Source organism: Jannaschia marina (assembly GCF_013404595.1).
In the GTDB taxonomy this organism is placed as follows: Bacteria; Pseudomonadota; Alphaproteobacteria; order Rhodobacterales; family Rhodobacteraceae; genus Jannaschia; species Jannaschia marina.
The window spans coordinates 203,639-228,417 of sequence record NZ_JABVAX010000001.1; the positions used below are offsets into that span (position 1 = coordinate 203,639).

A 24,779-nucleotide genomic window follows, 5' to 3' on the forward strand; every position below is an offset into this window, starting at 1 on the left:
GGGTTACTCCGTGCGCAGCGCTTCGTCGACGAGCGCGGCTTGTTGGGCTTTGTGTTGGCTGGCGAGACCGGTCGCCGGCGAGGCGGAGGCGGCGCGGCCCGCGTAGAGCGGTCGGGTGTGGCTGGCCCCGATGCGGGTCAGCACCCATTCGATGTTGGGCTCCACGAAGGTCCAGGCCCCCTGGTTCTTGGGCTCCTCCTGGCACCAGACGATCTCGGCCTGCTTGAAGCGGCCCAATTCGTTGACCATCGAGAGCGCGGGGAACGGATAGAACTGCTCCAGCCGCAACAGGTAGACGTCGTCGAGGCCGCGTTCGTCGCGCTCCTCCAGCAGGTCGTAGTAGACCTTGCCCGAGCAGATGACGACGCGCCTGATCTTGTCGTCGGCGACGAGCTTCGTCTCGGAGTTGCCCTGCTCCGCGTCGTCCCAGAGGACGCGGTGGAAGGACGATCCGGTCAGGAACTCCTCCTTCGCGGAGACGGCCAGTTTGTGCCGCAGGAGCGACTTCGGCGTCATCAGGATGAGCGGCTTGCGGAAATCGCGGTGCAGCTGCCGGCGCAGAATGTGGAAGTAGTTGGCCGGGGTGGAGCAATTGGCGACGATCCAGTTGTCCTGCCCGCACATCTGCAGGAAGCGTTCGAGTCGGGCGGAGGAGTGTTCCGGGCCCTGGCCCTCGTATCCGTGGGGCAGCAGACAGACGAGACCCGACATGCGAAGCCACTTCGATTCCCCCGAGGAAACGAACTGGTCGAACATGATCTGCGCGCCGTTGGCGAAGTCGCCGAACTGCGCCTCCCACATCGTCAGCGCGTTGGGCTCGGCCAGCGAATAGCCGTATTCGAACCCGAGGACCGCGTATTCGGACAGGGCGCTGTCGATCACCTCGTAGTGGGACTGTCCCTCGCGAACATGGTTAAGCGGGTAATACCGCTCCTCGGTTTCCTGGTTCACGAGGCCGGAATGCCGCTGGGAGAAGGTGCCGCGGGTCGAATCCTGGCCGGCCAGCCGCACGCGGTATCCCTCGGTCAGGAGCGAGCCGAAAGCCAGTGCCTCGGCCGTGGCCCAGTCGAAACCCGTGCCGCTTTCGAACATCTTCGACTTCGCCTCGATCAGGCGGCCCACGGTCTTGTGCATCGGGAAGCCGTCGGGAACCGAGGTCAGGGCGCGGCCCACGTCCTCGTAGGTCTTCTCCACGATGGCCGTCTCTCCGCGCACGTACTCGTCTGCGTCGCGGCGATCCAGGTGCGACCAGCGCCCGTCGAGCCAGTCGGCCTTGTTGGGCTTGTAGTCCTTCCCGGCCTCGAACTCCTGGGCGAGATGGTCCTGGAAGGCGACCTTCATGTCCTCGATCTCGCCCTCGGGGATCAGGCCATCCTTCACCAGCCGCTCGGTATAGAGCGTGAGCGTCGTCTTGTGGCCCTTGATCTTCTTGTACATCACCGGGTTCGTGAACATGGGCTCGTCGCCCTCGTTATGGCCGAACCGGCGGTAGCAGAAGATGTCGAGCACGACGTCCTTCCCGAACTTCTGCCGGAACTCGGTCGCCACGCGGGCGGCATGGACCACGGCCTCCGGGTCGTCGCCGTTCACGTGGAAGATGGGGGCCTCGACCACCAGCGCGTTGTCCGTCGGATAGGGCGAGGAGCGCGAGAAGTGGGGGGCCGTCGTGAAGCCGATCTGGTTGTTGACGACGATATGGATCGTCCCGCCGGTCTTGTGGCCGCGCACGCCCGAGAGCGCGAAGCATTCGGCGACCACGCCCTGGCCGGCGAAGGCCGCGTCGCCATGCAGCAGGACACCGGTGACCTTGGTGCGGTCGGTGTCGTTCAGCTGATCCTGCTTAGCGCGGACCTTGCCGAGGACGACCGGGTTCACCGCCTCGAGGTGCGAGGGGTTCGCCGTCAGGGACAGGTGCACGGTGTTGCCGTCGAACTCCCGGTCGCTCGACGCGCCGAGGTGGTACTTCACGTCGCCCGAGCCGTCGACGTCCTCGGGTTTGAAGCTGCCGCCCTGGAATTCGTTGAAGATCGCCTTGTAGGGCTTTCCCATCACGTTGGCGAGCACCGAGAGGCGGCCGCGGTGGGGCATCCCGATCACGATTTCTTCCAGCCCCAGCTGACCGCCGCGCTTGATGATCTGCTCCATCGCGGGGACGAGCGCCTCGCCGCCGTCGAGACCGAAGCGCTTGGTGCCCATGTACTTGACGTGCAGGAACTTCTCGAAGCCTTCCGCTTCCACCAGCTTGTTGAGGATGGCGCGGCGTCCGTTCTGGGTGAACTCGATCTCCTTGCCGAGGCCCTCGATCCGCTCCTTGAGCCAGGAGGATTGCTCGGGGTCGGAGATGTGCATGTACTGCAGCGCGAAGGTGCCGCAATACGTCCGCCGCAGGATCGAGACGATCTCCCGCAGGGTGGCGACCTCGAGGCCGAGGACATTGTCGATGAAGATCGGCCGGTCGAGGTCGGCCTCCTTGAAGCCATAGGATGCGGGCTCGAGCTCGGGATGCGGCTCGGGGTTGCGCATCCCCAGCGGGTCGAGCTTGGCGTCGAGGTGGCCCCGGATGCGGAAGGCCCGGATCAGCATCAGCGCCCGGATCGAATCGAGCACGGCGCGCTTGATCGCATCGTCCGAGGGGGCCGCGCCGATCTCGGCGGCCTTCGAGCGGATCTTGTCACCCGCGGACTTGGCCTCCTTCGGGTCGACCGGGGCGGCCGGCCATTCGCCGGTCAGCGCCGCCGTCAGGTCGTCCGACGGCACCGGCGGCCAGTCGCCGCGCGCCCAGCTCGGACCCGCCGCCTCGGCCTGCGCGTCGCCGGCGTCGTCCTCGAGCGCGTCGAAGAACTGCCTCCAGGTGTCGTCCACCGCGCCGGGATCGTCGGCGTAACGGGCGTACATCTGCTCCAGATAGGCCGCGTTGTGGCCCTGCATGAAGCTCGTGGAATGGAAGATGTCGTTGTCGGATTGATCGGTCATTTTTGGACCTCGGGGGTTCGATGCGTCTGTGTCTCGGGGGTCAGGTCGGGGCGGCCGAAGGGGGATGCAACCCTCCGCGCCCCGCGCGTTCGCAATCGCCGTCGCAGGGTCATCGCCGGACCTCCACGTCCCGCACCGCGAAGACCTGCGTGGTGATGATCGCGTCGAGATGCAGCGGGGCCTCCGCCCCCGCGGGCGGCAGGTTCCGCGCCAGGGTGACCGACGTGTAGGGCAGCGTGTCGCCATGCGGCGCGAAGGCCCGCCGCTGCATCTCCTGCACGACCGGAACATCGGCCAGAATGCGCGTCGCGTCGTCGAAGGCAGGGGCCCCGAACAGGCAGGTCGTGCGGTGGATCCGCCCGGCCTCCGGGTCGGTGATCTGCTCGCCCATCAGGAGGAGCACGGCCTCCCCGCGCTCATAGAGAGTGCGGTTCACGCTCTTGTCCTCGATCCAGGCCAGCGTGTCCTCCCGCAACGTCCAGCGCGCGGCCCAGCCGGTCTTCGCGTCGTGGTCGTGATCGTGGCCGTGGTCGTCCTCCTCGGGCACCACGGTGAAGATGGCGAGCATCGCGTGGGACAGGGCCAGTTGCGCGCCGGGCCGGTCGAACGGGCGCACGGGGCTCCAGCCCTCGGAGGCCAGCGCGGCCACGTAGGGGGCCGAGGTCACATGCCGTTCGAGGCAGGCCGAGATCTCGGGTCCGAGAGTCGGCATCTCGACCGCTCCCGCCGGCATGGCAAGGAGGCAGAGGAGGCCGGCGCGGATCACCCCGCCACCTCTTGGCGGACGGCCGGACAGGGCCGCGGTGGCAGGGGTGCCGAGGTCATCGAAGACGCATCACGCATCGGTCACCGACCTTCGTCCGGGTTCATCACCGACACGGTTTCGACGATGGAAACGGTCGTCGTGTCGGTGGTCAGATCCGAGAGTACCTCGGGTTCGAGGCCGATGACCATCACGCGGCGCAGAGGATCTTCGGCCAGGGTCTCGAAGGTCGAGGGGCCGAAGCCCTCGTCCGTGCCGCTGGCCGGTGTCCCTTCCGGCGTGGCGATGCGGCAGATCACCTCTACGATGTCGAGACGGCCTTGCTGCGGCATCCCCCAGTTGAAGGTCATCGACTCGTCGCCGCGGGTCAGGACCCGCTGCTTGGCGAGGTCGGTATCCACCCGCCGGGCGAGACCCGGGACGGTCCGGCGCTGAAGCGACATGATTTGGGGCAGCGTCTCGCCGCCCCGGTCGGTCGACGCGTAGAAGATCGTGCGGGCGAGGGCGATCCGCTCGACGGCGTCCTCCGGAAGCGGCGCGCCGGGCTCGAGGGCCGTCCAGCCCTCGGATTCGAACGAGGCGAGGAGCGCGTCGAAGTCGCGCTCGTCGGCAAGACAGGCCTCCGGGGTCGTCTGGGCGTGGACCGGGATCGCGAGCAGAGTCGCTACAAACAGAATACCGATAGAGCGTTTCATATCATCAATCTCCTTTGTGGTATGCAGTTGCCGTTCTCCGCCATCGGTGGACCGACCCGGGGCCTCGTCCGAGGCATGGGACGGGCGGCCGAGGTCTCGACAGCCACGCCTGGCTCTGCGACGCACGCCATCCCGACATGGCGGACCTGCCGTGCGCGGCTGGTCCAAGTGGATATGCGGGCGGACCCCCTCACGACGCCCCCGCGGGGTTCGCGCCGAAACGGTTCGGCCCGGGCGTCGGGGCCTGCATCAGCATTACCAGGAACACAATTCCACAGACGAGAAACCCGAGGAACAGGAGCGCGAAGAAGAACGATGCGAGTCCGATCAGCTCCAGCCCGACGAAGAGCAACCCACCCACAAGCAAGGCTGCGAATGGCAGAAGCACCCACCAGCCAGGCCGTCCGGTGTCATGAAGCCGCCGCCATGTTGCCGCCAGCTGCGGCAGGAACATCGCAACCCCCAGAATGATCGACGGAATGCCGCCGCTATAGGTCCGGGTGACGACTTCGGCCTGCCCGTTCACGACAGGACCCAGCTCCTGCGTGATGAACGTGGGTCCGAGACCGTAGGCTGCGCGGAACTCCGTGATCCTAAGCCTGTCGAGGTACTGTTCGGGGATCGCATGGACGGTGATCGCGGGGCCGAACACGGCGGCCGTCGCCGCGAAGAGAATGAGCTGCAGGAGGAAAACGGCCGCGACGAACCACCAGAACTCCGACCGCGAGGCGCGGCCGGAGAACGTGACGTACTTCTTCAAACACGTCCGGGTGGCTGCCACCGGTCCCATCTCAGCCGATCGCCTCCTTCACCGCCTCGCCCAGCGTGGCCGGGCTGTCGGCGACGACGATGCCCGCGCTGCGCATGGCTTCGATCTTGCTCTCGGCGTCGCCCTTGCCGCCGGCGACGATGGCGCCCGCATGGCCCATGCGGCGGCCCGGAGGCGCGGTGCGACCGGCGATGAAACCGGCGGTCGGTTTCCAGCGCCCCTTCTTCTTCTCGGAGGCCAGGAACTCCGCCGCTTCCTCTTCGGCCGTGCCGCCGATCTCGCCAATCATGATGATCGACTGTGTCTCGTCGTCGGCCAGGAACATCTCCAGTACGTCGATATGCTCGGTCCCCTTGATGGGGTCGCCGCCGATGCCCACCGCCGTCGACTGGCCGAGGCCCATGTCCGTCGTCTGTTTCACGGCCTCGTAGGTCAGGGTGCCCGAACGCGACACGACGCCGACCGAGCCGCGCTTGTGGATGTGGCCCGGCATGATGCCGATCTTGCAGGCGTCGGGCGTGATGACACCGGGGCAGTTCGGGCCCACGAGCCGCGTCTTCGAGCCGTCGAGCGCGCGCTTCACCTTCATCATGTCGAGCACCGGGATGCCCTCGGTGATGCAGACGACCAGCGGGATCTCGGCGTCGATCGCCTCGAGGATCGAGTCGGCGGCGAAGGGGGGCGGCACGTAGATGACGCTGGCGTTGGCACCGGTCGCGTGGACCGCCTCGTGGCAGCTGTCGAAGACCGGCAGGTCGAGATGCGTCTGACCGCCCTTGCCGGGGGTCACGCCGCCGACCATCTTCGTGCCGTAGGCGATCGCCTGTTCGCTGTGGAACGTGCCCTGGGAGCCGGTGAGCCCCTGGCAGATCACCTTCGTGTCGGTGTCGATGAGAATGGCCATACGGGGCCCTCCTTGGTCTTGGCTTGTGCGGTGCGCGGTGCCTCAGCGGGACCGCGCGTGAACGATGAGAATGACCGGATGATCGAAGGCCGTGCCCTGACCGCTCTCCGGGTCGGTGAAGGTGGTGCGCGCGACCGGAAGCGTCACGGCCAGATCCTCGAAGAAGAACCCGACGCCGCCGTCCGCGTTGCGCCCCGCGCCGAGCGGGGCCCGCAGCAGGTCGCTCCCGTCGACGAGCCGGGGCGTCAGGATCTCCCCGGCGAGGCGATTGGCCAGCGCCGTGCCCACCGCGGGCGAGCCGACCGAGCAACCGTTCCCGGCGATGCTGCGCCGCCGCCCCTGATCGTCGGTGAAGGTCTGCTCCGGTGCAGGGCCGATGCGGATGAAGGTCAGCGTGCCGGGGTTCGCGTAGACGACCGCGCGGCCGTCCCGCTCCCGCACCGGAAAGTCGAGGGCGCGGGCGGCGCGGTCCTGCGCGCTCCGCGTGCGGTTGTTGAGGCAGACGGCCTCGGCCGCGAACCGCATCCGCTGCGCCGCGATATTCGAGACGCCGGGGCTGAACCCGCCGGTCGTCGGCACGCAGCCGGCGAGACCGAGCATCAGCAGAAGTGCACGTTTTATCATCGCAGGGCCTCGCTTGCATCGGGGGTCAGCCGCTCGACCGACAGGAAGGTCTCGGTTCCGTTCGGTCCGGGCCGGGTGCCGGTATGGACGACCGCGACGCGCCCGGGGTTCAGCGCGCGGGCGACGAGCAGGGTGGTGCCCGGCAGGTCCGGGTGAGTGGCGGGCAGGGGAGCCTCGGTGGTGATCCCCTCCGCCTCGGCGGCGGCCGCCGCCACCTCCGCCGCCGCTGCCCCGTGGTCGCCGTCGAAGGCGACCTCGCAGCGCCGGTCGGTATTCCGGGTCACCGCGCTCGTCGCGGGTGACGGTGCCACGTCGGAGAAGGGGGCGAGGTCGTAGAAATCGTACCGGCCGTGCGGGGCCAGTTCGGCTTCGGCGATCGCGGACGTGAGAAAGGGGGAAAAGCAGTTGCGGGCGAAGGCGTCGAGCGCCGCCGCCCGCTGCGGGTTGGCGAGGGCCGATCCCGAGATCAGCGTCAGGAGGAGGGTCGCACGCAGCATCCCGTCACTCCGCCGCGCGCGATTGCGCGTCGATCAAGGTGCTGTCCGCCTGCCGCACCATCTGCACGGCGATCCGGTTGCCCTTGGTGCCGTCCATGCCCCAGATCTCACCGCCCGAGACCTCCTCGATCGTCAGCTCTCCGAAATTCCAGCCGAGCTGTTCCTTCAGATCCGCGAAGAGGAGCGCATGATCCTCCTTGGAGAGGGCGCTGTCGGGGACGACCATCGCGCAGGAAACGCCGGCCCCCCAGCCGAGCGTCAGCGTGGTTCCATTGCCATGGGTCAGGACGGCACCGTCGGCGGTGGCTCCGGCCTCTTCGAAGTCGGCTGCGAACTTCGCTCCGGCTGCCGCGGCCTGCCCGTCTCGCGGCTCGACCCCGTCGACGATGCAATGCGCCATCACGAGGGACGTATAGCGATCCCAGGAGGTCAGCGTCTCCTCTGCAAGGGCAGGTGTGCCGAGCAGGAGGGCGGCAAGAAGGGAAAGGCGGTGCATCGAATTACTCAGATCGAAACGAATGGCCCGGCGCATCGCGCCAAGCGGGTACGTTTCTTCAACGTCGGCCCGCTGCATGTGTCAGCTCTCGGTCTCTTCGGCCGTGCCGAACTCGGGTGGATAGGGGGTGCCTCGCGCGTCGGTCTCGAGCGACCATGTCGCCCGGTCGAGGGGAATCGCCCCATTCTCGTTGGCGCAGCCCGAGAGCGCCGCCAAGATCGTCAGCGCCGGTAGCGCCGGCCGGAGGATTTGCTTGCGGAAAGCGGCCGTCACCCCTTCACCGCCTTCACGATCTTCTGCGCGCCGTCCTTCAGGTCGTCGGCGGCGACCACGTCGAGCCCGCTTTCGTTGATGATGGCCTTGCCCTTCTCGACGTTCGTGCCTTCGAGCCGCACGACGAGCGGCACCTCGAGACCTACTTCCTTGACGGCGGCGACAACGCCCTCGGCGATCACGTCGCAGCGCATGATGCCGCCGAAGATGTTGACGAGGATGCCTTTCACGTTCGGATCGGAGGTGATGATCTTGAAGGCCTCGGTCACCTTCTCCTTCGTCGCTCCGCCTCCGACGTCGAGGAAGTTCGCCGGCTCCGCACCGTAGAGCTTGATGATATCCATCGTCGCCATGGCGAGGCCCGCGCCGTTCACCATGCAGCCGATCTCGCCGTCGAGCGCGATGTAGTTCAGGTCGTACTTCGAGGCGGCGAGTTCCTTCGGGTCCTCCTCCGTCTCGTCGCGCAGCTCGGTGATGTCCTTGTGGCGGTAGATGGCGTTGCCGTCGAAGCCGACCTTCGCGTCGAGCACCTTCAGGTCGCCGCCGTCCGTCACGATGAGCGGGTTGATCTCCAGCATCTCCATGTCCTTCTCGGTGAAGGCCCGGTAGAGCTTGCCCATGAGTGCCACGCACTGCTTGACCTGCGCGCCCTCGAGGCCGAGGGCGAAGGCCACGCGACGGCCGTGCCAGGGCTGGAAGCCGGTGGCGGGGTCGACGTCGAAGCTGATGATCTTCTCGGGGGTGGAGGCGGCGACCTCCTCGATGTCCATGCCGCCCTCGGTCGAGCAGACGAAGCCGACGCGGCTCGTCGCGCGGTCGACCAGAAGGGCGAGGTAGAGTTCGCGCTCGATGCCCGAGCCGTCCTCGATGTAGATGCGGTTGACCTGCTTTCCCGCCGGGCCGGTCTGATGCGTCACGAGCGTGTTGCCCAGCATCTTCGCGGCCTCTTCGGCGGCCTCCTCGACCGACTTGGCGAGGCGGACGCCGCCCTTCTCGCCGGCCTCGGCCTCCTTGAAGCTGCCCTTGCCGCGGCCGCCCGCGTGGATCTGCGCCTTGACCACCCAGAGCGGCCCGTCGAGCTGGCTCGCAGCGTTCTTGGCGTCGGCGGCCCGCGTCACGGCGACCCCGTCGGACACCGGCGCGCCGTAGTCGCGCAGGAGCGCCTTGGCCTGATACTCGTGGATGTTCATGGGAGGTGCCCCCGCTGGTCAGATGGTGGTTGCACCGACCCCTGACATGCGCGTCCGCCCATTGGAACTGAATTTGCCGCGATCCCATTCGATTCGATAGAAATCACGCCTTTTGTGATCACAGGTATTCAGAGTGTGATCACAAAAGCGGATCGCCTCGCCGCTTAGCTTGGCTCGAGCAGCGTTTCGAGTCGCGCCACCATCTCCGTCGTCGCCGTCTCATAGCGCAGGATGCGGCGATCCTCGACGTCGTTGGCGTTCATGCGGCGGTAGTAGCGTTGCGAATAATGCGGCGAGTCCTGGTCCGCGGCGATCGAGCCGCGGCCCCGCGCCTTTTTCTCGGCGAAGACGTCCGGGGTGCGGACGCAGTAGTGGTTCACCTGCGCGAGTTTCCACCAGTCGCCCGGCGTGCGCAGAGACTTGTAGGGGATCGCGAGGTTGTCCCGCGTCCGCTTGCGCCAGGTGCCGGGCGCGCCGGTGCTCGTGAGGATGCGGAAATCCTCGGGTCGCGTCTGCGGCGGCAGCATCGGGCGATGCGGGTGGAACACGACGATGTCGTCGCGCCACCGGAAGAGCGTCTTCACCTGGGGATGCAGGTCGTCGCTGTGGGCGCGGGCGAGGGTGAGCGCGGGGCTCACGTGCCGGCCGGGCCAGACGGCGTTGCCCCCGTCCCCGAAGAGCCGCCATCCGATCGAGATCGCGTCGTAGCCGTCGATCGCCTGGATGAGCCCGTCGAGCGTGCCGTCGCCCACGTGCGGGACGAGGTATTCGTCGGGATCCATCCACATGACCCAGTCACCCGCCCGGAAGAGCCCCGCCTCGATCGCCAGTCGGCCCGCGTTGTCCTGCGCGCCGATGCCCTCGGGCAGGGTCTGGCGGAAGTGGCGAAGGATGTTCGCGTCTTCCAGGCGGTCGAGCATGAGGTTCGAGCCGTCGGTGCAGTCGTTCGAGAAGATGAAGATGTCGGTGAAACCGAGAACCTTGGCGTAGGCGATCCATTCCAGAAGGAAACGGCCTTCGTTCTTCGTCGCCGAAAAGAGGATCTTGCGTCCGGTCATGGGGTAACCTGGTTTCTGATGTCTCCGTCGCCTCGACGATGCCCCGAAAATCCGAAGCGAGTTTGGCGGATCGCGGACGATACCGGGGCGAAATGGACCGGGCCGCAGGGCCCGGTCCGGCCTGCGGCTCAGGCCAGCGTGCTGTCGATACCCTTGCAGGCCTCCACGAGGCCCTTCACGGCATCCACCGACTTGTCGAACATCGCCTGCTCGTCGCGCGACATCTTGATGTCCACGATCCGCTCGATGCCGCCGGCCCCGATGATCGTCGGCACGCCCACGTACATGCCCTTGAGGCCGAGGGCCCCGTCGACGTAGGCCGCGCAGGGCAGGAGGCGCTTCTGATCCTTCAGGTAGGCCTCGGCCATCTCGATCGCCGAGGAGGCGGGGGCGTAGAAGGCCGAACCGGTCTTCAGCAGGCCCACGATCTCCGCGCCGCCGTCGCGCGTGCGCTGTACGATCGCGTCCAGCGCTTCCTGCGTCGTCCAGCCCATCTCCACGAGGTCGGGCAGGGGGATGCCGCCGACGGTCGAATAGCGCACCAGCGGCACCATCGTGTCGCCATGGCCGCCCAGCACGAAGGCGGTCACGTCGCGCATGGAGACGTCGAATTCCTCGGCCAGGAAGTGACGGAAGCGGCCCGAATCGAGGACGCCGGCCATGCCCACGACCTTCTCGTGGGGCAGTCCCGAGAACTTGCGCAGGGCCCAGACCATCGCGTCGAGCGGGTTGGTGATGCAGATGACGAAGGCGTCGGGGGCGTTGTCGCGGATGCCCTCGCCCACGGCCTTCATGACCTTGAGGTTGATGCCCAGCAGGTCGTCGCGCGACATGCCCGGCTTGCGCGGTACGCCCGCGGTGACGATGCAGACGTCCGCGCCGGCGATGTCGGCGTAGTCGTTGGTGCCCTTCAGCTTGGCGTCGAATTTCTCGACCGGGCCGCTCTCGGCGATATCGAGCGCCTTGCCCTGCGGCGTGCCCTCGCTGATGTCGAAGAGGACGACGTCCCCCAGTTCCTTGATGGCGGCCAGGTGGGCGAGCGTGCCGCCGATCTGTCCGGCGCCGATGAGGGCGATCTTGGGTCGGGCCATGTCTGTCTCCGATGTATCGGTCTGAATTCCGGCGGAGGGGTATCGGATGCGACGCGCTCTGCGCAAGGGTTTGCCGCGTTACCCCGGCCTGAGATCGCTAACGGCGACGTGAGAACGGGGCGCACATCCGCCGCCCCGTCATCCGTTTCTCTTCACTCCGACCGGCCCGCGGTCAGGTCTTGGCGTCGGCGAGATGGGCCAGATCGTCCATCCGGTCTTCCCACGACTGGCCGCTGGCGACGAGGCACATGCGCCCGTCAGGCAGCGTGACGGTGATCGTCCAGGTGCCCGTGTCGTCCGAGGCGAAGACCTCGACCACGCGGTTCTGCGTGCCGATGCCGATACCGCGACGGGTTTCCCCGAAATGGCCCGAGAGGCGTTCCACCACCGCATCGCGCGGTCCGCAGGAGGCCCCCTGCGCCCCCGCCGGCAGCGCCGTCGTCATCAGCGCGACACCCACCAGGGTCGCGAACATTCCGTTCATCATCTTCTGGGTCTTGGTCATGGCGTGTCCTTTCACCGAAGCGGCCACGACCGGAGAGCTGGAGCGCGACCAACTCACCTTGGCGGCCGGGACGTCCCGGGCCGATGCGGACGAACATGCGCCACAAACCTCTAGATTTGGTTAACGTTGCGGCGGGCAGGTCGCAGACGCTGCGGAGCAGCAATTTATGACGCAATAAAATGTCGCCAAGACCGTTTTTCACTTGCCCTTCGTTTCGCAAGATGTTTGCAACTGCAGCGAAGAGGAGACCCGACATGACCGCCACCGACCGCCCCTTCCGCTCCGTGCTCTATATCCCGGGCTCCAAGCCGCGCGCCCTCGACAAGGCCCGCACATTGCCGGTCGATGCGATCATCTTCGACCTCGAGGACGCGGTTGCCCCGGACGAGAAGGTCAACGCCCGCACGACTCTGGCCGAAGCCCTCGACACCGGTGGATACGGCCCGCGCCATTGCATAGTGCGCGTCAACGGGGCGGACACGCCCTGGGGCGCGGACGACCTTGCCACATTCGCGGCCCTCGCCCCCGATGCGATCCTCCTGCCCAAGGTGAACGGCCCCGATGACGTCGCCGCCGCAGCGCGGCACCTGACGGGCGACACGACGATCTGGGCGATGATGGAGACGCCCGAGGGCATCCTGAATGCTGCCGCGATCGCGCGTGCCCCCCGCATGGGTGGCTTCGTGATGGGCACCAACGACCTTGCGAAGGACCTCAACTGCCGCAACCGCGCGAACCGCCTGCCGCTGATGACGTCGCTGCAGACCTGCCTCCTGGCCGCGCGCGCGGCCGGTATTCCCTGCGTCGACGGCGTCTTCAACGCCTTCAAGGACGAGGATGGCCTGCGCGTCGAATGCGAACAGGGCCGCGATCTGGGCATGGACGGCAAGACGCTCATCCACCCCGCCCAGGTCGCCGTCGCCAACGCCGCCTTCGGCCCGACCGAGGCCGAGGTCGAGCTCGCCCGGCGTCAGATCGACGCATTCGAGGCTGCGATGGCCGAGGGACAGGGGGTTGCCGTGCTCGACGGGCGCATCGTCGAGAACCTTCATGTGGACACCGCCCGCCGGACGCTGGCAAAGCAGGAGGCGATCGCCGCACTGGAGGGCTGACCCATGTTCCTGCTCGTCGCCGGCCTCGCCCTCTGGGTGGCCGCCCATGTCTTCAAGCGCCTCGCCCCCGAGGCCCGCGCCCGCCTGGGCGATCCGGGCAAGGGGCTCGTCGCCGTCCTCGTGGTCGCGTCGATCGTGCTGATGGTCATCGGCTACCGTCAGGCCGCGTTCATCCCCCTCTGGGAGCCGCCGTTCTTCCTGCGCCACGTCAACAATCTGCTGATGGTCCTGGCGTTCTACGTCTATGGCGTCGGTGCGGCGAAGGGCCTCCTGTCGGCGCGCATCCGCCATCCGCAGCTGACGGGCTTCAAGATCTGGGCCGTCGCGCATCTTCTGGTGAACGGCGATCTGGCCTCGGTGCTGCTCTTCGGCGGGCTGCTCGCCTGGGCCGTCGCGGAGGTGATCCTCATCAACCGGGCCGAACCCTGGGAGCGACCCACCGCCGTCTCGATCAAGGGCGACTTCATCGCGCTCCTCATCGGTCTCGTCCTGATGTCTATCGCCGCCGCCGTTCATATCTGGCTCGGCGTCAACCCGTTCGGAGGCTGAGATGACCACGCTCTACCGACTGCTGACCGAGGAAGACACCTCGGCCTTCTGCCACAAGGTCACCGCCGCACTGGCGCAGGGCTGGGTGCTGCACGGCTCCCCCTGCTACACCTTCGACCCGGCGTCGAACGTCATGCGCTGCGCGCAGGCCGTCACCAAGGACGTGGCAGCCGACTACACCCCCGACATGAAACTGGGCGCACAATGAGCAAGACAAATCCCGGCCGCTTCTTCGAGGACTACACCCTCGGCGAGACCATTCACCACGCCGTCCCGCGCACGCTCGCCGAGGGGGAGCGCGCGCTCTATACCGCGCTCTATCCGCAGCGGTTCGCGCTCCAGTCGTCGGATGCCTTCGCGCTCGACTGCGGGCTCGACGGCGCGCCGATGGACGACCTCATCACCTTCCACACGGTCTTCGGAAAGACCGTGCCCGACATCTCGCTCAACGCGGTCGCGAACCTAGGCTATGCGGAGGGGCGCTTCCTGCGCCCCGTCTTCGCCGGCGACACGCTGCGGTCCGAATCCGAGGTCATCGGCCTGAAGCAGAACTCCAACGGAAAGTCCGGCGTCGTCTGGGTGCGCACGACCGGGTTCAACCAGGCCGACGAGCCGGTGCTGAGCTACGTCCGCTGGGTCATGGTGCGCAAGCGTGACCTCGACGCCCCGGCCCCGGAGACGGTGATCCCGGAGCTCGCCGACGCCGTCGCCGCGACGGACCTCGTGGTCCCGGAGGGGCTCGACTTCGACGGCTACGACTTCACCCTCGCAGGGGAGCCGCACCGCGCGGGCGACTACGAGACCGGAGAGCGCATCGACCACGTCGACGGCGTGACGATCGAGGAAGCGGAGCACATGCTCGCCACGCGCCTGTGGCAGAACACGGCCAAGGTCCATTTCGACGCGACCCATCGGGAGGACGGCAAGCGGCTCATCTACGGCGGCCACGTCATCAGCCTGGCGCGCGCGCTCTCCTTCAACGGCCTCGCGAATGCCCAAAGCATCGTCGCCATCAACGGCGGCGCGCACGCCAACCCCTGTTTCGCGGGCGACACGGTGCGCGCCTGGTCCGAAGTGCTCGACCGCGCAGATCTGGGCCAGGGCATCGCCGCCCTGCGCCTGCGCCTCGTCGCGACGCGGGGAGAGGCCTTCGCCCTGCGCGGGGAGGACGGCAGATACCTGCCGGATGTCTTGCTCGATCTCGACTATTGGGCTCTCATGCCGGCGTGATCCGCCGGTTTGCCCTTGTCCTGTCCCTCACGATTCTCGCACCTGCGCTGGCGCAGGCCGACTTCGTGCGCAACAACCTGCGCTTCACGCTCTATCACGAGCTCGGCCATGCGGTGATCGACCAGCTGTCGCTGCCCGTCTTCGGCCCGCAGGAAAATGCGGCCGATACCTTCGGGCTCTACCTCGCGCACCGGATCCACTCCGAGGCGGAGATGGCGGAGATCATCACCGATATGACGGCGCTCGCCCGGGCCGAGGCGCTGACGGAGTTCTTCGACCCCTGGGACGAATACATGCCCGGCGCGCAGCGTCTGGCCCGGGCGATCTGTTTCTACTACGGGCTCGCGCCCGAGGCACGGCTCGAGACGGCGCGTGTCCTCGGAATGCCGTCGGCGTCGAAGCGCGACTGCGCCGACGACGCCGAGGTGACGGCACGGGCCTGGGCGGCGGTCTTCGAACGGATGGTACCGGGGCCCGAAAGCGCCGGTGCGATCGTGCCCGCGCGCGAGGGGAAGGCGCTGCGCGTCCTTGCACCCGACATCGCGCGGGTCAACGGCGTCATGGCGCTGCCGCGTCCTGTGCCCGTGGTGCAGACGACCTGCGGCGAGGACAATGCCTTCTACTTCGAGGTCGACGAGCGTATCGAGTTCTGCCGCGAAATGGTCGACGCGCTCCGCGCCCGCAGCGGGCGATGACCCGGCCGCCGTCCCGGCGCAGGCCGGGCAGGGTGTGAGATTGTCGGGTCGAGCCCGACGATGACCGGCCCCTACCGCGCGACACCGTTCTTTCCGAACGGATCGTGCCCCCAGTTCTTCATCGAATACGCCCAATCCGAGCCCTTCGGCTCGTCGGGCACCTGCGCGCCGTGCCGGTTGATATAGCCGACGACCTTGCCCATGTGGTCCCACTGATCGTCGCTCAGGTCGTCCTTGTTGGTCCGCTTGATCTCCACGATCCGCCGTCCGGACCTGTGGCCCTTCGATTCACCGTCGCCGGCCCCGACGGATTTGCTCTCCTCGGTTTCGAGCCAGTTCTCGAGCTCTTTCGGAGCCATGTTCACGAGGGCCTGCCATTCGTCCCAGATGTCGTCGCGCGATTTCGACATGTCTCCTCCACCTCTCTGCCGATAATTCAGCAACGACCCGGAGCGATGCAGGTTCCGGACTGCGATTTGTGATCACACATCCGCGGGTGTGATCACAGTTAGCGGTAATTTCACCGGATTTGGCCCCTCTGCGGCGGTGCGCCCCCGTGACTCCTGCGTAAAAACCGCTAGAACCGCAGACAACGACCAGTACCGATGATCGAAGGAGGCGCGTGATGGCCGACGTGAACCGGGGCAACCGCCCCCTGAGCCCGCATCTGCAGATCTATCGTCCGCAGCTGACGTCGATCACCTCGATCCTGACCCGGATCACCGGCAACGCATTGATCCTCGCGGGCCTCATGGTGACCTGGTGGTTTGTGGCGCTCGCCGCCGGACCCGAGGCCTTCGCGACCGCCGACGCCTTCCTGACCTCCTGGTTCGGCAAGCTCGTCTTCCTCGGGTCGATCTGGGCGCTGTGGTATCACACGCTCGCCGGCATCCGGCACCTGATCTGGGACGCGGGCTACCTGCTCGAAGTCGATCAGGCCGAGCAGCTCGGCTGGGGCATCATCATCGCCTCGGTCTGCCTTACGCTCTTCACCGTCGTCGTCCTCTGAGGGAGCATCGCAATGGCCTATCTCACAGATCGCAAGCGCGTCTCGGGCCTCGGGTCCGCCGGGGCCGGCACGGCGCATCACTGGCACCAGACGCTCCTCTCGGCGGCGCTCGTCGTTCTCGTGCCGCTCTTCCTCTTTACCTTCGGCGCGATCATCGGCGCGCCCTACGAGGAGGTTGTGGCCTACTACACCCGGCCCTGGCCCGCGCTCATCGCCCTACTGACGCTGACGGTCGGCTGGGTCCATTTCGCCAAGGGCGTTCAGGTGCTGATCGAAGACTACGTCGGCGGCCTCGCCCGCAAGATGGCGATCATCGCGACCACATGCCTCAGCTACGCGGCGGCGCTCGCCTGCGTTTACGCCCTGATCCGCTTGGCACTCTGAGAGCCCCATGTCCGAGTTTACCGATTACATGCTCTACCGCACCGCCGCGCCGACCCTCGATGGTCTCGCGCGCGACGTGCTGGGGCATGTCGGTGCGGCGAGCGTGCCGCTCTATGAACTCGGCGACGCCGCCCTTAAGCCGGACCCCGCCCGCGACGCGGCCTGGAGTGCCCTGCCGAAACCCTCGTGGATCATCGTCGGTACGCCGCGGTTCTCGCTTGGCGAGGGGATGCGAGACGACTGGATCCACCTGCTGGTGGAAGAAGACTTCCGCAGCTGGGGCTTCGCGATGGTGCTCGCCGGCACCGACCACGTCATCAACGTGATGGCCGAGGGCCGGCCCTACCGCGAGGCGACGCTGCAGTATGGCGACGGTGCCGTCTGGCCCGACGCGGAGACGAAGGCATCGCTCGGCCCTCTCGCGGCCGCGATCGGCGTGTCCGAGGCCGATCTGAGCGCGACCTTCGTGCCGGATGGCGGGCAGGCGTTTTCCGATCTGATCGGCGCGCACTACGAACAAATGGAACAATTGAACGACCCGTCCCCCGCCTTGCCGAACGGCGAGGCGATCCTGGGGGCCTGACAAGCGTCGCGCCCCGGCGCGACGTGCAACAGAGGTGAGGACCACATGGCCGCTTACGATTACGAGACCCACGAATACGACGTCGTCGTCGTCGGTGCCGGCGGAGCCGGGCTGCGCGCGACGCTCGGGATGGCCGAACAGGGGCTGCGCACCGCCTGCGTGACCAAGGTCTTCCCGACCCGCTCCCATACCGTCGCCGCGCAGGGTGGCATCGCCGCGTCCCTCGGGAACATGGGCCCCGACAGCTGGCAATGGCACATGTACGACACCGTCAAGGGCTCCGACTGGCTGGGCGACACCGACGCCATGGAGTACCTTGCCCGCGAGGCCCCGAAGGCCGTCTACGAGCTGGAGCACTACGGCGTGCCCTTCTCCCGCACCGAGGAAGGCAAGATCTACCAGCGCCCCTTCGGCGGCCACACGACCGAGTTCGGCGAAGGTCCCGCCGTGCAGCGCACCTGCGCCGCCGCCGACCGGACGGGTCACGCGATCCTGCATACGCTCTATGGTCAGTCGCTCAAGCAGAAGGCCGAGTTCTTCATCGAGTACTTCGCCATCGACCTCATCATGTCGGAAGACGGCGAATGCCAGGGCGTCCTCTGCTGGAAGCTCGACGACGGCACGCTGCACCTCTTCTCTGCCAAGATGACGGTGCTGGCCACCGGCGGCTACGGCCGCGCCTACTTCTCCGCCACCTCGGCCCACACTTGCACCGGTGACGGCGGCGGCATGGTGGCCCGTGCGGGCCTGCCGCTGCAGGATATGGAGTTCGTGCAGTTCCACCCCACCGGCATCTACGGTGCCGGCTGCCTCATCACGGAAGGCGCACGCGGCGAGGGCGGCTACCTCACCAACTCCGAAGGCGAGCGCTTCATGGAGCGCTATGCCCCCACCTACAAGGACCTGGCCTCGCGCGACGTGGTCTCGCGCTGCATGACGATGGAGATCCGCGAGGGCCGGGGCGTCGGCAAGGACGGCGACCATATCCACCTGAACCTCAACCACCTGCCGGCCGAGACGCTCAAGCTGCGCCTGCCGGGCATCAGCGAAAGCGCCCGTATCTTCGCCGGCGTCGACGTCACGAAGGAGCCGATCCCGGTTCTGCCGACGGTGCATTACAATATGGGCGGCATTCCGACGAACTACTGGGGTGAGGTGCTCGCGCCCACCAAGAACGACCCCGACCGCGTGTCGCCGGGCCTGATGGCCGTGGGCGAGGCCGGTTGCGCGTCGGTCCACGGGGCGAACCGCCTCGGGTCCAACTCGCTGATCGATCTCGTGGTCTTCGGTCGCGCCGCCGCGATCCGCGCGGGCGAGGTGGTCGATCCGAACACTGCGGTGCCCACCCCCAACATGCGCTCCGTCGAAATGGCGCTCGCGCGCTTCGACGGGCTGCGCCACGCGCGCGGTCAGGTCGCCACGGCCGAGCTGCGCCTCGAGATGCAGAAGACCATGCAGGAGGACGCCGCGGTCTTCCGGACCGAGAAGACGCTCGCGCAGGGCAAGGAGAAGATGGAGGGCATCGCCGAGAAGATGGGCGACGTCGCCGTCACCGACAACACGCTGATCTGGAACTCGGACCTCATGGAGACGCTGGAACTGGCGAACCTGATGCCCAACGCCGTGGCCACCGTGGTCGCCGCCGAGGCCCGCAAGGAGAGCCGCGGGGCCCACGCCCACGAGGATTTCCCGGACCGCGACGACGAGAACTGGCGCAAGCACTCCCTGACCTGGTTCAAGGGCGAGGAGCAGAAGGCCGATCTGAGCTATCGCGGCGTGCATCTGAACCCGCTGACGAGCCATAACGACGGCGGCATCGACCTCAAGAAAATCGCGCCCAAGGCGCGCGTCTACTGAGATGGAGCGGCGCGCGTCGCATGCGGCCGGCCGCCTGGGGCGGTTGGGCACGGGGGTCGCGTTGGCTGCTCTGGCGTCCTGTATGCCCACGGGACCGGAGGCGCGGCGCGCGGCCTATCTCGATTGCGCCCGCGACCAGGGGCTCACGGTCACCGACGGCACCATCCGCACCACAAGCGCCGCGGAACTGCGCCGCCTCGACGCCTGCGAGGCGCTACCGCGATGACCGCACACCCCGAGCAGACGGTCGAGACGGCCGAAATGAACGACGACGCGGCGGATCAGACCGAGGCGTATCGCGCCAAGATCGACGCCCACGTCGCCAAGCAGACCCGGCGTTTCAAGCGGTCGGTCGGGGGGATCACCCCGCGCCATTGTCCGATCTGCGACTACCGGGGCCTCTTCCCGGCCTATGGCGACCCCCCGCGCTTCGACGCCCGGTGCCCCTCCTGCAGCAGCCTCGAACGGCACCGCCTCGTCGCGCTCCACGTCCAGCGCGAAGCCCCCTTCGGACCGGACGACCGATTGCTCCATTTCTCTCCCGAAGCGTCGGTCACCCGCGTCGTCCAGCCCGTAGTCGGCCGCTACGAGACCGCCGACATCAGCCCGCGTCGCAGCACCGACCACAAGCTCGACATCACGGCGATCGACCTGCCCGACGGCACGGCGGAGACGGGTTTCGACATCATCCTCTGCAGCCAGATTCTCGAACATGTGGACGATGCCAAGGCGCTGTCCGAGATGTTCCGCATCCTGCGTCCGGGCGGCCGTGCCTACCTGATGACGCCGGTCTGCGAAGGCTGGGCCGAAAGCTACGAGAACCCCGAGGTGACCTCCGGCCCGGACCGGCGGCTGCACTTCGGTCAGGCCGACCACGTCCGCTTCTACGGCCGCGACATCCGCGATCGGATCCGCGCCGCGGGTTTCGCCCTGCGCGAGGTCGTGGCGGCGGAACCCGACGTGCGCCTGCATGGCCTGATCCGGGGGGAGACACTCTTCATCGCGACGAAGCCCGCAGAGGGCGACGGAGGGCAGGGCGAATGAGCCGGCTCGTCCTCTGTCTCCTTCCGCTTCTGGCGGCCTGTGACCCGGTCCCCGTGTCACCCGAGCGGGCCGAGCGCCTCTGTCGGGCGGAGGTGGGGCAGGCCGACGGCGTGTCCGGGTCGATCGGGGCCGGCGTCTCCAACGACGGGCCGCGGGCGCGCGGGGGGATCACGATCACCAACCGGGTCTTTAATCCGCAGACCGAGGAGGAGTTCCTGGCCGAGTGCATCGCGCGCCGGGTGGAGGGGCGGCCGGAGCCGACGACCTTCGGCGTCTCGGTGGAGCGCGACCTGTGAGGGCGGCGCTGCTCCTCCTTGCCGGTGCGCTCGCGGGATGCAACGCGCTCGGCGGCCCGCGCTCGGCGGCGGTGCCCGGCGCGGAGGTGCAGCCGGGCCTCGCCTCCTGCCTCGCCTCCATCGGGCGCGCGGACGTGGCGGTCGACCCCGACGCGCCGATGTCCGCGGCCGAGATCGACGCGCTCGTCGGCTGCACCGCGGAACGGGCGGGCAGCTGATGGATCTGATCGCCCCCCGCCTCCTCTGCGTCGGCACGCACCACAAGACCGGCACGCTCTGGATGCGCGCCGTTTTCCGCGCGCTGGCCGAGCGGCTGGATGTGGCGCATCACACGGTCTTCCCGGTCTCCGGTCTCAAGCATGTGCCGGCCGCCGACCGTGTTTTTCTGTTCCAATGGTCCTCCGCCTTCCCGCAGGCAATTCTCGACCGTCCCGACGCTCGGATCCTGCATGTGATCCGCGACCCGCGCGACGTGCTCGTCTCGGGGATGCGGTATCACCGCAAGGCTCCCGAGGGCGGGGAGGCGTTCCTGCACGAGGCGCGCGCCGATCTGGACGGGCAGACCTATCAGCAGCACCTGAACGCGCTGTCCGACGACACGGCCCGCCTGATGTTCGAGATGGGCGAAAAGCACGCGGAAACCCTCGCCGCGATGACAGACTGGGCACCGGCACCGAACACCATCGAGGCGCGCTACGAGGATCTGATGGCCGACACCGACGGCCGCGCCTTCCGGGAGCATCTGCGCAACCTGGGCCTGCCGGAACCGGAAGTCGCCCTCGGCGGGCAGCTCTTCTGGGAAAACGCGCTCTTCGGCGGGCTGGCCCATGCGTCGGACCGCCCGGAACGGGTGAAGACGCACGTCACGGGCACACGCGGCTGGCGCAGCGACTTGCCCCGTGCGGTTGCCGAGGTCTACGCCGAGCGCCACGGCCCGGCGCTCGTCGCGCTGGGCTACGAGACCCATCCGACCGACTGGCTGGAGGATCTGCGCGATGCGGCGTGAGGTGCTCCTCCTTCCGGCCCTGCTCGTGGCCTGCAATACGCCGCTGGCCGATGCCGTCGCCCGCGATGCCGCCCGCCGTGCCGTCGATCCGGTCGTGGCCGAGCGCTTTCCCGGCGTGCCGCTCAAGCCCGCGACCGATTGCATCATCGACAATGCCAGCGCGCAGGAGATCCTGACGCTGGCCTCCGCCGCCGGCTCCGGCGCGAACGACACCGCAGCGCGCATCGTCCTCGACGTCGCCGCGCGTCCCGATACCATCCAGTGCATCGCGGCCGAGGGCCTGCCGGTGCTGATAGATACCCTCTAGGAGGAGACGACCATGGTTCAATTCACGCTTCCGAAGAACTCCAAGATCACCGTCGGAAAGACCTGGCCCAAACCGGAGGGCGCGAACAACCTGCGCAAGTTCCAGATCTATCGCTGGAACCCGGAAGACGGGAAGACGCCGCGGCTCGACACCTACTGGGTCGATCTCGACACCTGCGGGCCGATGATCCTTGACGCTCTCATCAAGATCAAGAACGAGATCGACCCGACGCTCACCTTTCGCCGCTCCTGCCGCGAAGGCATCTGCGGCTCCTGCGCGATGAACATCGACGGGGTGAACACGCTCGCCTGCACCTGGGGCATCGACGAGGTGGACGGCGACGTGAAGATCTATCCGCTGCCCCATATGCCCGTCATCAAGGATCTGATCCCGGACCTGACGCATTTCTATGCCCAGCACGCGAGCGTCATGCCCTGGCTCGAAACGAAGTCGAACACGCCCGCCAAGGAATGGAAGCAGTCCATCGCCGATCGCGAGAAGCTCGACGGTCTCTACGAGTGCATCATGTGCGCCTCATGTTCCACCGCCTGCCCGTCCTACTGGTGGAACGGGGATCGCTATCTCGGGCCGGCCGCGCTTCTGCACGCCTACCGCTGGATCATCGACAGCCGCGACGAGGCGACCGGCGAGCGGCTCGACGACCTCGAGGATCCGTTCAAGCTCTACCGCTGCCACACGATCATGAACTGCGCCAAGACCTGTCCCAAGGGGCTCAACCCGGCGAAGGCCATCGCCTCGATCAAGAAGATGATGGTCGAGCGGCACGTCTGACGATTCCGTGAACTCGGTGCGGCCCCGCCGGGCGGGGCGTTCCGTTCCGGGCAGCGAAAGGGGCGTGCGGCTGCGCTGGGTCGGGGGGCGCGATCACTCCCCGAGGTTTCCATGCTCGAGACCGACGTTCCGGCGTCGGCGCTGGCATCTCCCCTGCTCTCCGGCACGGTTTTCGCCCGTTGGCAGCAATCCGTGCCCTTCGCGCGTCCGAAGATCGAGGATCTGCTTCCGGGTCTCGCCCGCGTGATCGAGAACGACTACCCGGCGCGAGGCACCGCGACCTGAGCGCAAAAGAAAACCCCCGCGCCAGAGGCGCGGGGGGAGTACTCGTTAACGAACTCGGACCCCTCCCCCGAGCGGTCTCAGACCCGCGCCTCTTGCGGACGCGAAAATTCGGGGGCGGTGTTCTGCCAAAAAACACGGCGAAACACCTTTCGTTCGATGCGAAACAAGCACCAAACCGTTTTGTCTGAATACCACAGGCGGCTCGCCGAACAATCTGTCCTTTTGGTCAAATCACGTAGCGTCGGATTGGAAGAATCGCCTCCAATCCGCCGGAACAAGAGGATTTGTTAACCTTTCGCCGGAGTTTTCGCGCATCGATTCCGCCCGCGGTGGCCCCGAAACCACACTCCGGGCGATGTCGGTTTTTCCGGATTTTCCATCTTGACCCATCGTCGGTTTGGCCCCAAATGCGCCGCCATAGACGCCAACGCACGCGCCTCTGGCACGGCTCCGGCGGCCCATCATGGGCCCTGCGCACGGTTACGTAGCGACGGTAACGTCTCCCTTGGAACTGAGCGGTCTGTGCCGGATATCCTCCGGAATGGCCGGGTCGAATGGAGATGACCCATGAACGCAGTCACCGGCTTCGGCCGTCCCGAAGTCTTCACCCCCGTTTCCCGCGTCGAATCGTACATCGCGGCCCATGATTTCGCGCATCCGACGCTCGTGATCGAAGTCGACGCGGTCGAGCGTCAGTATCGCGCGCTTTCCGCCGGTCTGGGTCGCGCGCATATCCACTACGCGGTGAAGGCCAACCCGCACACCGCCATCATCGAGCGTCTGGTCGCGCTCGGCTCGGGCTTCGACGCCGCGTCGCGCGGCGAGATCGAGCTGGTGCTGGGGCAGGGGGCCTCGGTCGAGCACGTCTCCTTCGGCAACACGATCAAGAAGGCCTCCGACATCCGCTGGGCGCACAACGTCGGCATCACCCTCTTTGCCGCCGACGCCGAGGAGGAGCTCGACAAGCTGGCCGAGAACGCGCCGGGTGCGCGCGTCTATATCCGCGTCATCGTCGACAACCCCGAGGCCGACTGGCCGCTCAGCCGCAAGTTCGGATGTGCCTCCGACAAGGTAATGCAGCTTCTGGGCTTTGCCGCCGCCAAGGGCCTCGTGCCCCACGGCCTGTCGTTCCACGTCGGATCGCAGACGCGCGAGGCGCGCATGTGGACGAACACGCTCGATCAGGTCGCGGCGATCTGGCACCGGGCGCAGGCGGCGGGCTTCGACCTGCAGCTTCTGAACATCGGCGGCGGCTTCCCCGCCTTCTACGGCGAAGCCATCGAGGCCCCGACTGCCTATGCCCGGAGCGTCATGGCGCTGATCGAGGCCCGCTTCCCGAACGTGCCGCAGATCATGGCCGAGCCGGGCCGCGGCATGGTGGCCGAAGCCGGCGCGATCGCCGCCGAGGTCGTGCTCGTCTCTCGCAAATCCGACGATGACCTGCACCGCTGGGTCTACCTCGACATCGGCCGTTTCTCGGGCCTTGCCGAGACCGAGGGCGAGGCGATCCGCTACCAGTTCGTCACGCCGCGCGACGGCGACGACACCGGGCCCTGCGTGCTGGCCGGCCCCTCCTGCGACTCGGCCGACGTGATGTACGAGAAGCGCCCGATCCAGCTGCCGCTCTCGCTCAAGGCCGGCGACAAGATCGTTATCCGCAACTGCGGGGCCTACACGACGACCTATTCCTCGGTCGGCTTCAACGGCTTCCCCCCGCTCGACGCCGTCGTCATCTGAGCACCGGCACCCCGGCCCGACCGGGGCGCTGCACCTTTTCTGCACGGGGTCTCCG

32 protein-coding genes are annotated in these 24,779 nt (G+C 67.5%); 18 read left to right on the plus strand and 14 right to left on the minus strand.

Annotated elements, in window-relative coordinates; all coding sequences use genetic code 11:
• Positions 1 to 3: 3 nt before the first annotated feature.
• The 13 genes from HSX43_RS01030 to HSX43_RS01090 all read right to left on the minus strand — a co-directional run bounded on the left by HSX43_RS01030 (position 4) and on the right by HSX43_RS01090 (position 11,838).
• A complete protein-coding gene (locus HSX43_RS01030; protein ID WP_179378223.1) occupies positions 4 to 2,973 on the minus strand; it encodes a 2-oxoglutarate dehydrogenase E1 component in 2,970 nt (989 codons plus the stop codon).
• A 109-nt stretch (positions 2,974 to 3,082) separates the two neighbouring features.
• Positions 3,083 to 3,739 carry a hypothetical protein gene (locus HSX43_RS01035; protein WP_179378224.1) on the minus strand — a complete coding sequence of 219 codons (657 nt, stop codon included), beginning with the start codon at positions 3,737 to 3,739 and terminating at the stop codon, positions 3,083 to 3,085.
• A gap of 80 nt (positions 3,740 to 3,819) precedes the next feature.
• Positions 3,820 to 4,431: a hypothetical protein gene (locus HSX43_RS01040; protein ID WP_179378225.1), complete on the minus strand. Its 612-nt coding sequence runs from the start codon at positions 4,429 to 4,431 to the stop codon at positions 3,820 to 3,822.
• A gap of 190 nt (positions 4,432 to 4,621) precedes the next feature.
• Entirely contained in the window at positions 4,622 to 5,191 is a 570-nt protein-coding gene (locus tag HSX43_RS01045) for a DUF805 domain-containing protein (protein WP_179378226.1), read from the minus strand.
• Between the two features lie 31 nt (positions 5,192 to 5,222).
• On the minus strand, positions 5,223 to 6,104 hold the full coding sequence (gene sucD, locus HSX43_RS01050) for a succinate--CoA ligase subunit alpha (protein ID WP_179378227.1): 882 nt from the start codon (positions 6,102 to 6,104) through the stop codon (positions 5,223 to 5,225).
• A gap of 42 nt (positions 6,105 to 6,146) precedes the next feature.
• The gene (locus HSX43_RS01055; RefSeq protein ID WP_179378228.1) at positions 6,147 to 6,728 is read right to left on the minus strand and encodes a hypothetical protein; all 582 of its coding nucleotides are present in this window, start codon (positions 6,726 to 6,728) and stop codon (positions 6,147 to 6,149) included.
• Positions 6,725 to 7,225, minus strand: coding sequence for a succinyl-CoA synthetase subunit beta (locus HSX43_RS01060; protein ID WP_179378229.1), 501 nt, complete (start codon positions 7,223 to 7,225; stop codon positions 6,725 to 6,727). Before HSX43_RS01060 ends, HSX43_RS01055 begins: the two co-directional genes overlap by 4 nt.
• A gap of 4 nt (positions 7,226 to 7,229) precedes the next feature.
• Complete coding sequence (locus HSX43_RS01065; protein WP_179378230.1) at positions 7,230 to 7,721, minus strand: hypothetical protein; 492 nt, start codon at positions 7,719 to 7,721, stop codon at positions 7,230 to 7,232.
• Positions 7,722 to 7,802: 81 nt separating this feature from the next.
• On the minus strand, positions 7,803 to 7,994 hold the full coding sequence (locus HSX43_RS01070) for a hypothetical protein (protein WP_179378231.1): 192 nt from the start codon (positions 7,992 to 7,994) through the stop codon (positions 7,803 to 7,805).
• Positions 7,991 to 9,184 carry an ADP-forming succinate--CoA ligase subunit beta gene (sucC, locus tag HSX43_RS01075; protein WP_179378232.1) on the minus strand — a complete coding sequence of 398 codons (1,194 nt, stop codon included), beginning with the start codon at positions 9,182 to 9,184 and terminating at the stop codon, positions 7,991 to 7,993. The genes HSX43_RS01070 and sucC overlap by 4 nt, the downstream gene beginning before the upstream one ends.
• Positions 9,185 to 9,348: 164 nt before the next feature.
• Positions 9,349 to 10,242, minus strand: coding sequence for a glycosyltransferase family 2 protein (locus tag HSX43_RS01080; RefSeq protein WP_179378233.1), 894 nt, complete (start codon positions 10,240 to 10,242; stop codon positions 9,349 to 9,351).
• Positions 10,243 to 10,370: 128 nt separating this feature from the next.
• Complete coding sequence (mdh, locus tag HSX43_RS01085) at positions 10,371 to 11,333, minus strand: malate dehydrogenase (RefSeq protein ID WP_179378234.1); 963 nt, start codon at positions 11,331 to 11,333, stop codon at positions 10,371 to 10,373.
• Between the two features lie 172 nt (positions 11,334 to 11,505).
• The gene (locus HSX43_RS01090; RefSeq protein ID WP_235962438.1) at positions 11,506 to 11,838 is read right to left on the minus strand and encodes a hypothetical protein; all 333 of its coding nucleotides are present in this window, start codon (positions 11,836 to 11,838) and stop codon (positions 11,506 to 11,508) included.
• A gap of 254 nt (positions 11,839 to 12,092) precedes the next feature.
• On the opposite strand from HSX43_RS01090, the gene HSX43_RS01095 reads away from it, so the two are divergent.
• Genes HSX43_RS01095 through HSX43_RS01115 form a run of 5 tightly spaced genes read left to right on the plus strand, consistent with a single transcriptional unit; the run spans position 12,093 to position 15,424 of the window.
• Positions 12,093 to 12,950 carry an HpcH/HpaI aldolase/citrate lyase family protein gene (locus HSX43_RS01095; protein WP_179378235.1) on the plus strand — a complete coding sequence of 286 codons (858 nt, stop codon included), beginning with the start codon at positions 12,093 to 12,095 and terminating at the stop codon, positions 12,948 to 12,950.
• Positions 12,951 to 12,953: 3 nt separating this feature from the next.
• Entirely contained in the window at positions 12,954 to 13,499 is a 546-nt protein-coding gene (locus HSX43_RS01100; RefSeq protein ID WP_179378236.1) for an NnrU family protein, read from the plus strand.
• A 1-nt stretch (position 13,500) separates the two neighbouring features.
• A complete protein-coding gene (locus tag HSX43_RS01105) occupies positions 13,501 to 13,707 on the plus strand; it encodes a DUF1737 domain-containing protein (RefSeq protein WP_179378237.1) in 207 nt (68 codons plus the stop codon).
• Complete coding sequence (locus HSX43_RS01110) at positions 13,704 to 14,729, plus strand: MaoC family dehydratase (RefSeq protein ID WP_179378238.1); 1,026 nt, start codon at positions 13,704 to 13,706, stop codon at positions 14,727 to 14,729. The genes HSX43_RS01105 and HSX43_RS01110 overlap by 4 nt, the downstream gene beginning before the upstream one ends.
• Positions 14,726 to 15,424, plus strand: a complete 699-nt coding sequence (locus tag HSX43_RS01115) for a DUF4344 domain-containing metallopeptidase (RefSeq protein ID WP_179378239.1) — start codon at positions 14,726 to 14,728, stop codon at positions 15,422 to 15,424. The genes HSX43_RS01110 and HSX43_RS01115 overlap by 4 nt, the downstream gene beginning before the upstream one ends.
• Before the next feature lie 71 nt (positions 15,425 to 15,495).
• On the opposite strand, the gene HSX43_RS01120 is transcribed toward HSX43_RS01115, so the two are convergent.
• Positions 15,496 to 15,834: a DUF3140 domain-containing protein gene (locus HSX43_RS01120; protein ID WP_179378240.1), complete on the minus strand. Its 339-nt coding sequence runs from the start codon at positions 15,832 to 15,834 to the stop codon at positions 15,496 to 15,498.
• A gap of 215 nt (positions 15,835 to 16,049) precedes the next feature.
• Here HSX43_RS01120 and sdhC point away from each other — a divergent pair, with 215 nt between their 5' ends.
• From sdhC to HSX43_RS01185, 13 genes are all read left to right on the plus strand, one after another.
• The gene (gene sdhC, locus HSX43_RS01125; protein WP_179378241.1) at positions 16,050 to 16,433 is read left to right on the plus strand and encodes a succinate dehydrogenase, cytochrome b556 subunit; all 384 of its coding nucleotides are present in this window, start codon (positions 16,050 to 16,052) and stop codon (positions 16,431 to 16,433) included.
• A 12-nt stretch (positions 16,434 to 16,445) separates the two neighbouring features.
• Positions 16,446 to 16,817 carry a succinate dehydrogenase, hydrophobic membrane anchor protein gene (locus HSX43_RS01130; RefSeq protein ID WP_179378242.1) on the plus strand — a complete coding sequence of 124 codons (372 nt, stop codon included), beginning with the start codon at positions 16,446 to 16,448 and terminating at the stop codon, positions 16,815 to 16,817.
• A gap of 7 nt (positions 16,818 to 16,824) precedes the next feature.
• Positions 16,825 to 17,400, plus strand: coding sequence for a hypothetical protein (locus HSX43_RS01135; RefSeq protein ID WP_179378243.1), 576 nt, complete (start codon positions 16,825 to 16,827; stop codon positions 17,398 to 17,400).
• A 45-nt stretch (positions 17,401 to 17,445) separates the two neighbouring features.
• Positions 17,446 to 19,257 (plus strand): succinate dehydrogenase flavoprotein subunit, encoded by a 1,812-nt coding sequence (sdhA, locus tag HSX43_RS01140; protein WP_179378244.1) that lies wholly within the window; start codon positions 17,446 to 17,448, stop codon positions 19,255 to 19,257.
• A gap of 82 nt (positions 19,258 to 19,339) precedes the next feature.
• Complete coding sequence (locus HSX43_RS01145) at positions 19,340 to 19,483, plus strand: hypothetical protein (protein ID WP_179378245.1); 144 nt, start codon at positions 19,340 to 19,342, stop codon at positions 19,481 to 19,483.
• Positions 19,480 to 20,301 carry a class I SAM-dependent methyltransferase gene (locus HSX43_RS01150; RefSeq protein ID WP_179378246.1) on the plus strand — a complete coding sequence of 274 codons (822 nt, stop codon included), beginning with the start codon at positions 19,480 to 19,482 and terminating at the stop codon, positions 20,299 to 20,301. The genes HSX43_RS01145 and HSX43_RS01150 overlap by 4 nt, the downstream gene beginning before the upstream one ends.
• Entirely contained in the window at positions 20,298 to 20,597 is a 300-nt protein-coding gene (locus HSX43_RS01155) for a hypothetical protein (protein WP_179378247.1), read from the plus strand. The genes HSX43_RS01150 and HSX43_RS01155 overlap by 4 nt, the downstream gene beginning before the upstream one ends.
• Positions 20,594 to 20,815, plus strand: coding sequence for a hypothetical protein (locus tag HSX43_RS01160; protein ID WP_179378248.1), 222 nt, complete (start codon positions 20,594 to 20,596; stop codon positions 20,813 to 20,815). The genes HSX43_RS01155 and HSX43_RS01160 overlap by 4 nt, the downstream gene beginning before the upstream one ends.
• On the plus strand, positions 20,815 to 21,603 hold the full coding sequence (locus HSX43_RS01165) for a sulfotransferase domain-containing protein (RefSeq protein ID WP_179378249.1): 789 nt from the start codon (positions 20,815 to 20,817) through the stop codon (positions 21,601 to 21,603). Before HSX43_RS01160 ends, HSX43_RS01165 begins: the two co-directional genes overlap by 1 nt.
• Complete coding sequence (locus tag HSX43_RS01170; protein ID WP_179378250.1) at positions 21,593 to 21,910, plus strand: hypothetical protein; 318 nt, start codon at positions 21,593 to 21,595, stop codon at positions 21,908 to 21,910. Before HSX43_RS01165 ends, HSX43_RS01170 begins: the two co-directional genes overlap by 11 nt.
• 12 nt (positions 21,911 to 21,922) lie before the next feature.
• Positions 21,923 to 22,702: a succinate dehydrogenase iron-sulfur subunit gene (locus HSX43_RS01175; protein WP_179378251.1), complete on the plus strand. Its 780-nt coding sequence runs from the start codon at positions 21,923 to 21,925 to the stop codon at positions 22,700 to 22,702.
• Positions 22,703 to 22,813: 111 nt separating this feature from the next.
• Positions 22,814 to 22,987 (plus strand): hypothetical protein, encoded by a 174-nt coding sequence (locus HSX43_RS01180; RefSeq protein WP_179378252.1) that lies wholly within the window; start codon positions 22,814 to 22,816, stop codon positions 22,985 to 22,987.
• 567 nt (positions 22,988 to 23,554) lie between these two features.
• Complete coding sequence (locus tag HSX43_RS01185) at positions 23,555 to 24,724, plus strand: type III PLP-dependent enzyme (RefSeq protein ID WP_179378253.1); 1,170 nt, start codon at positions 23,555 to 23,557, stop codon at positions 24,722 to 24,724.
• The last annotated feature ends 55 nt before the right edge of the window (positions 24,725 to 24,779 follow it).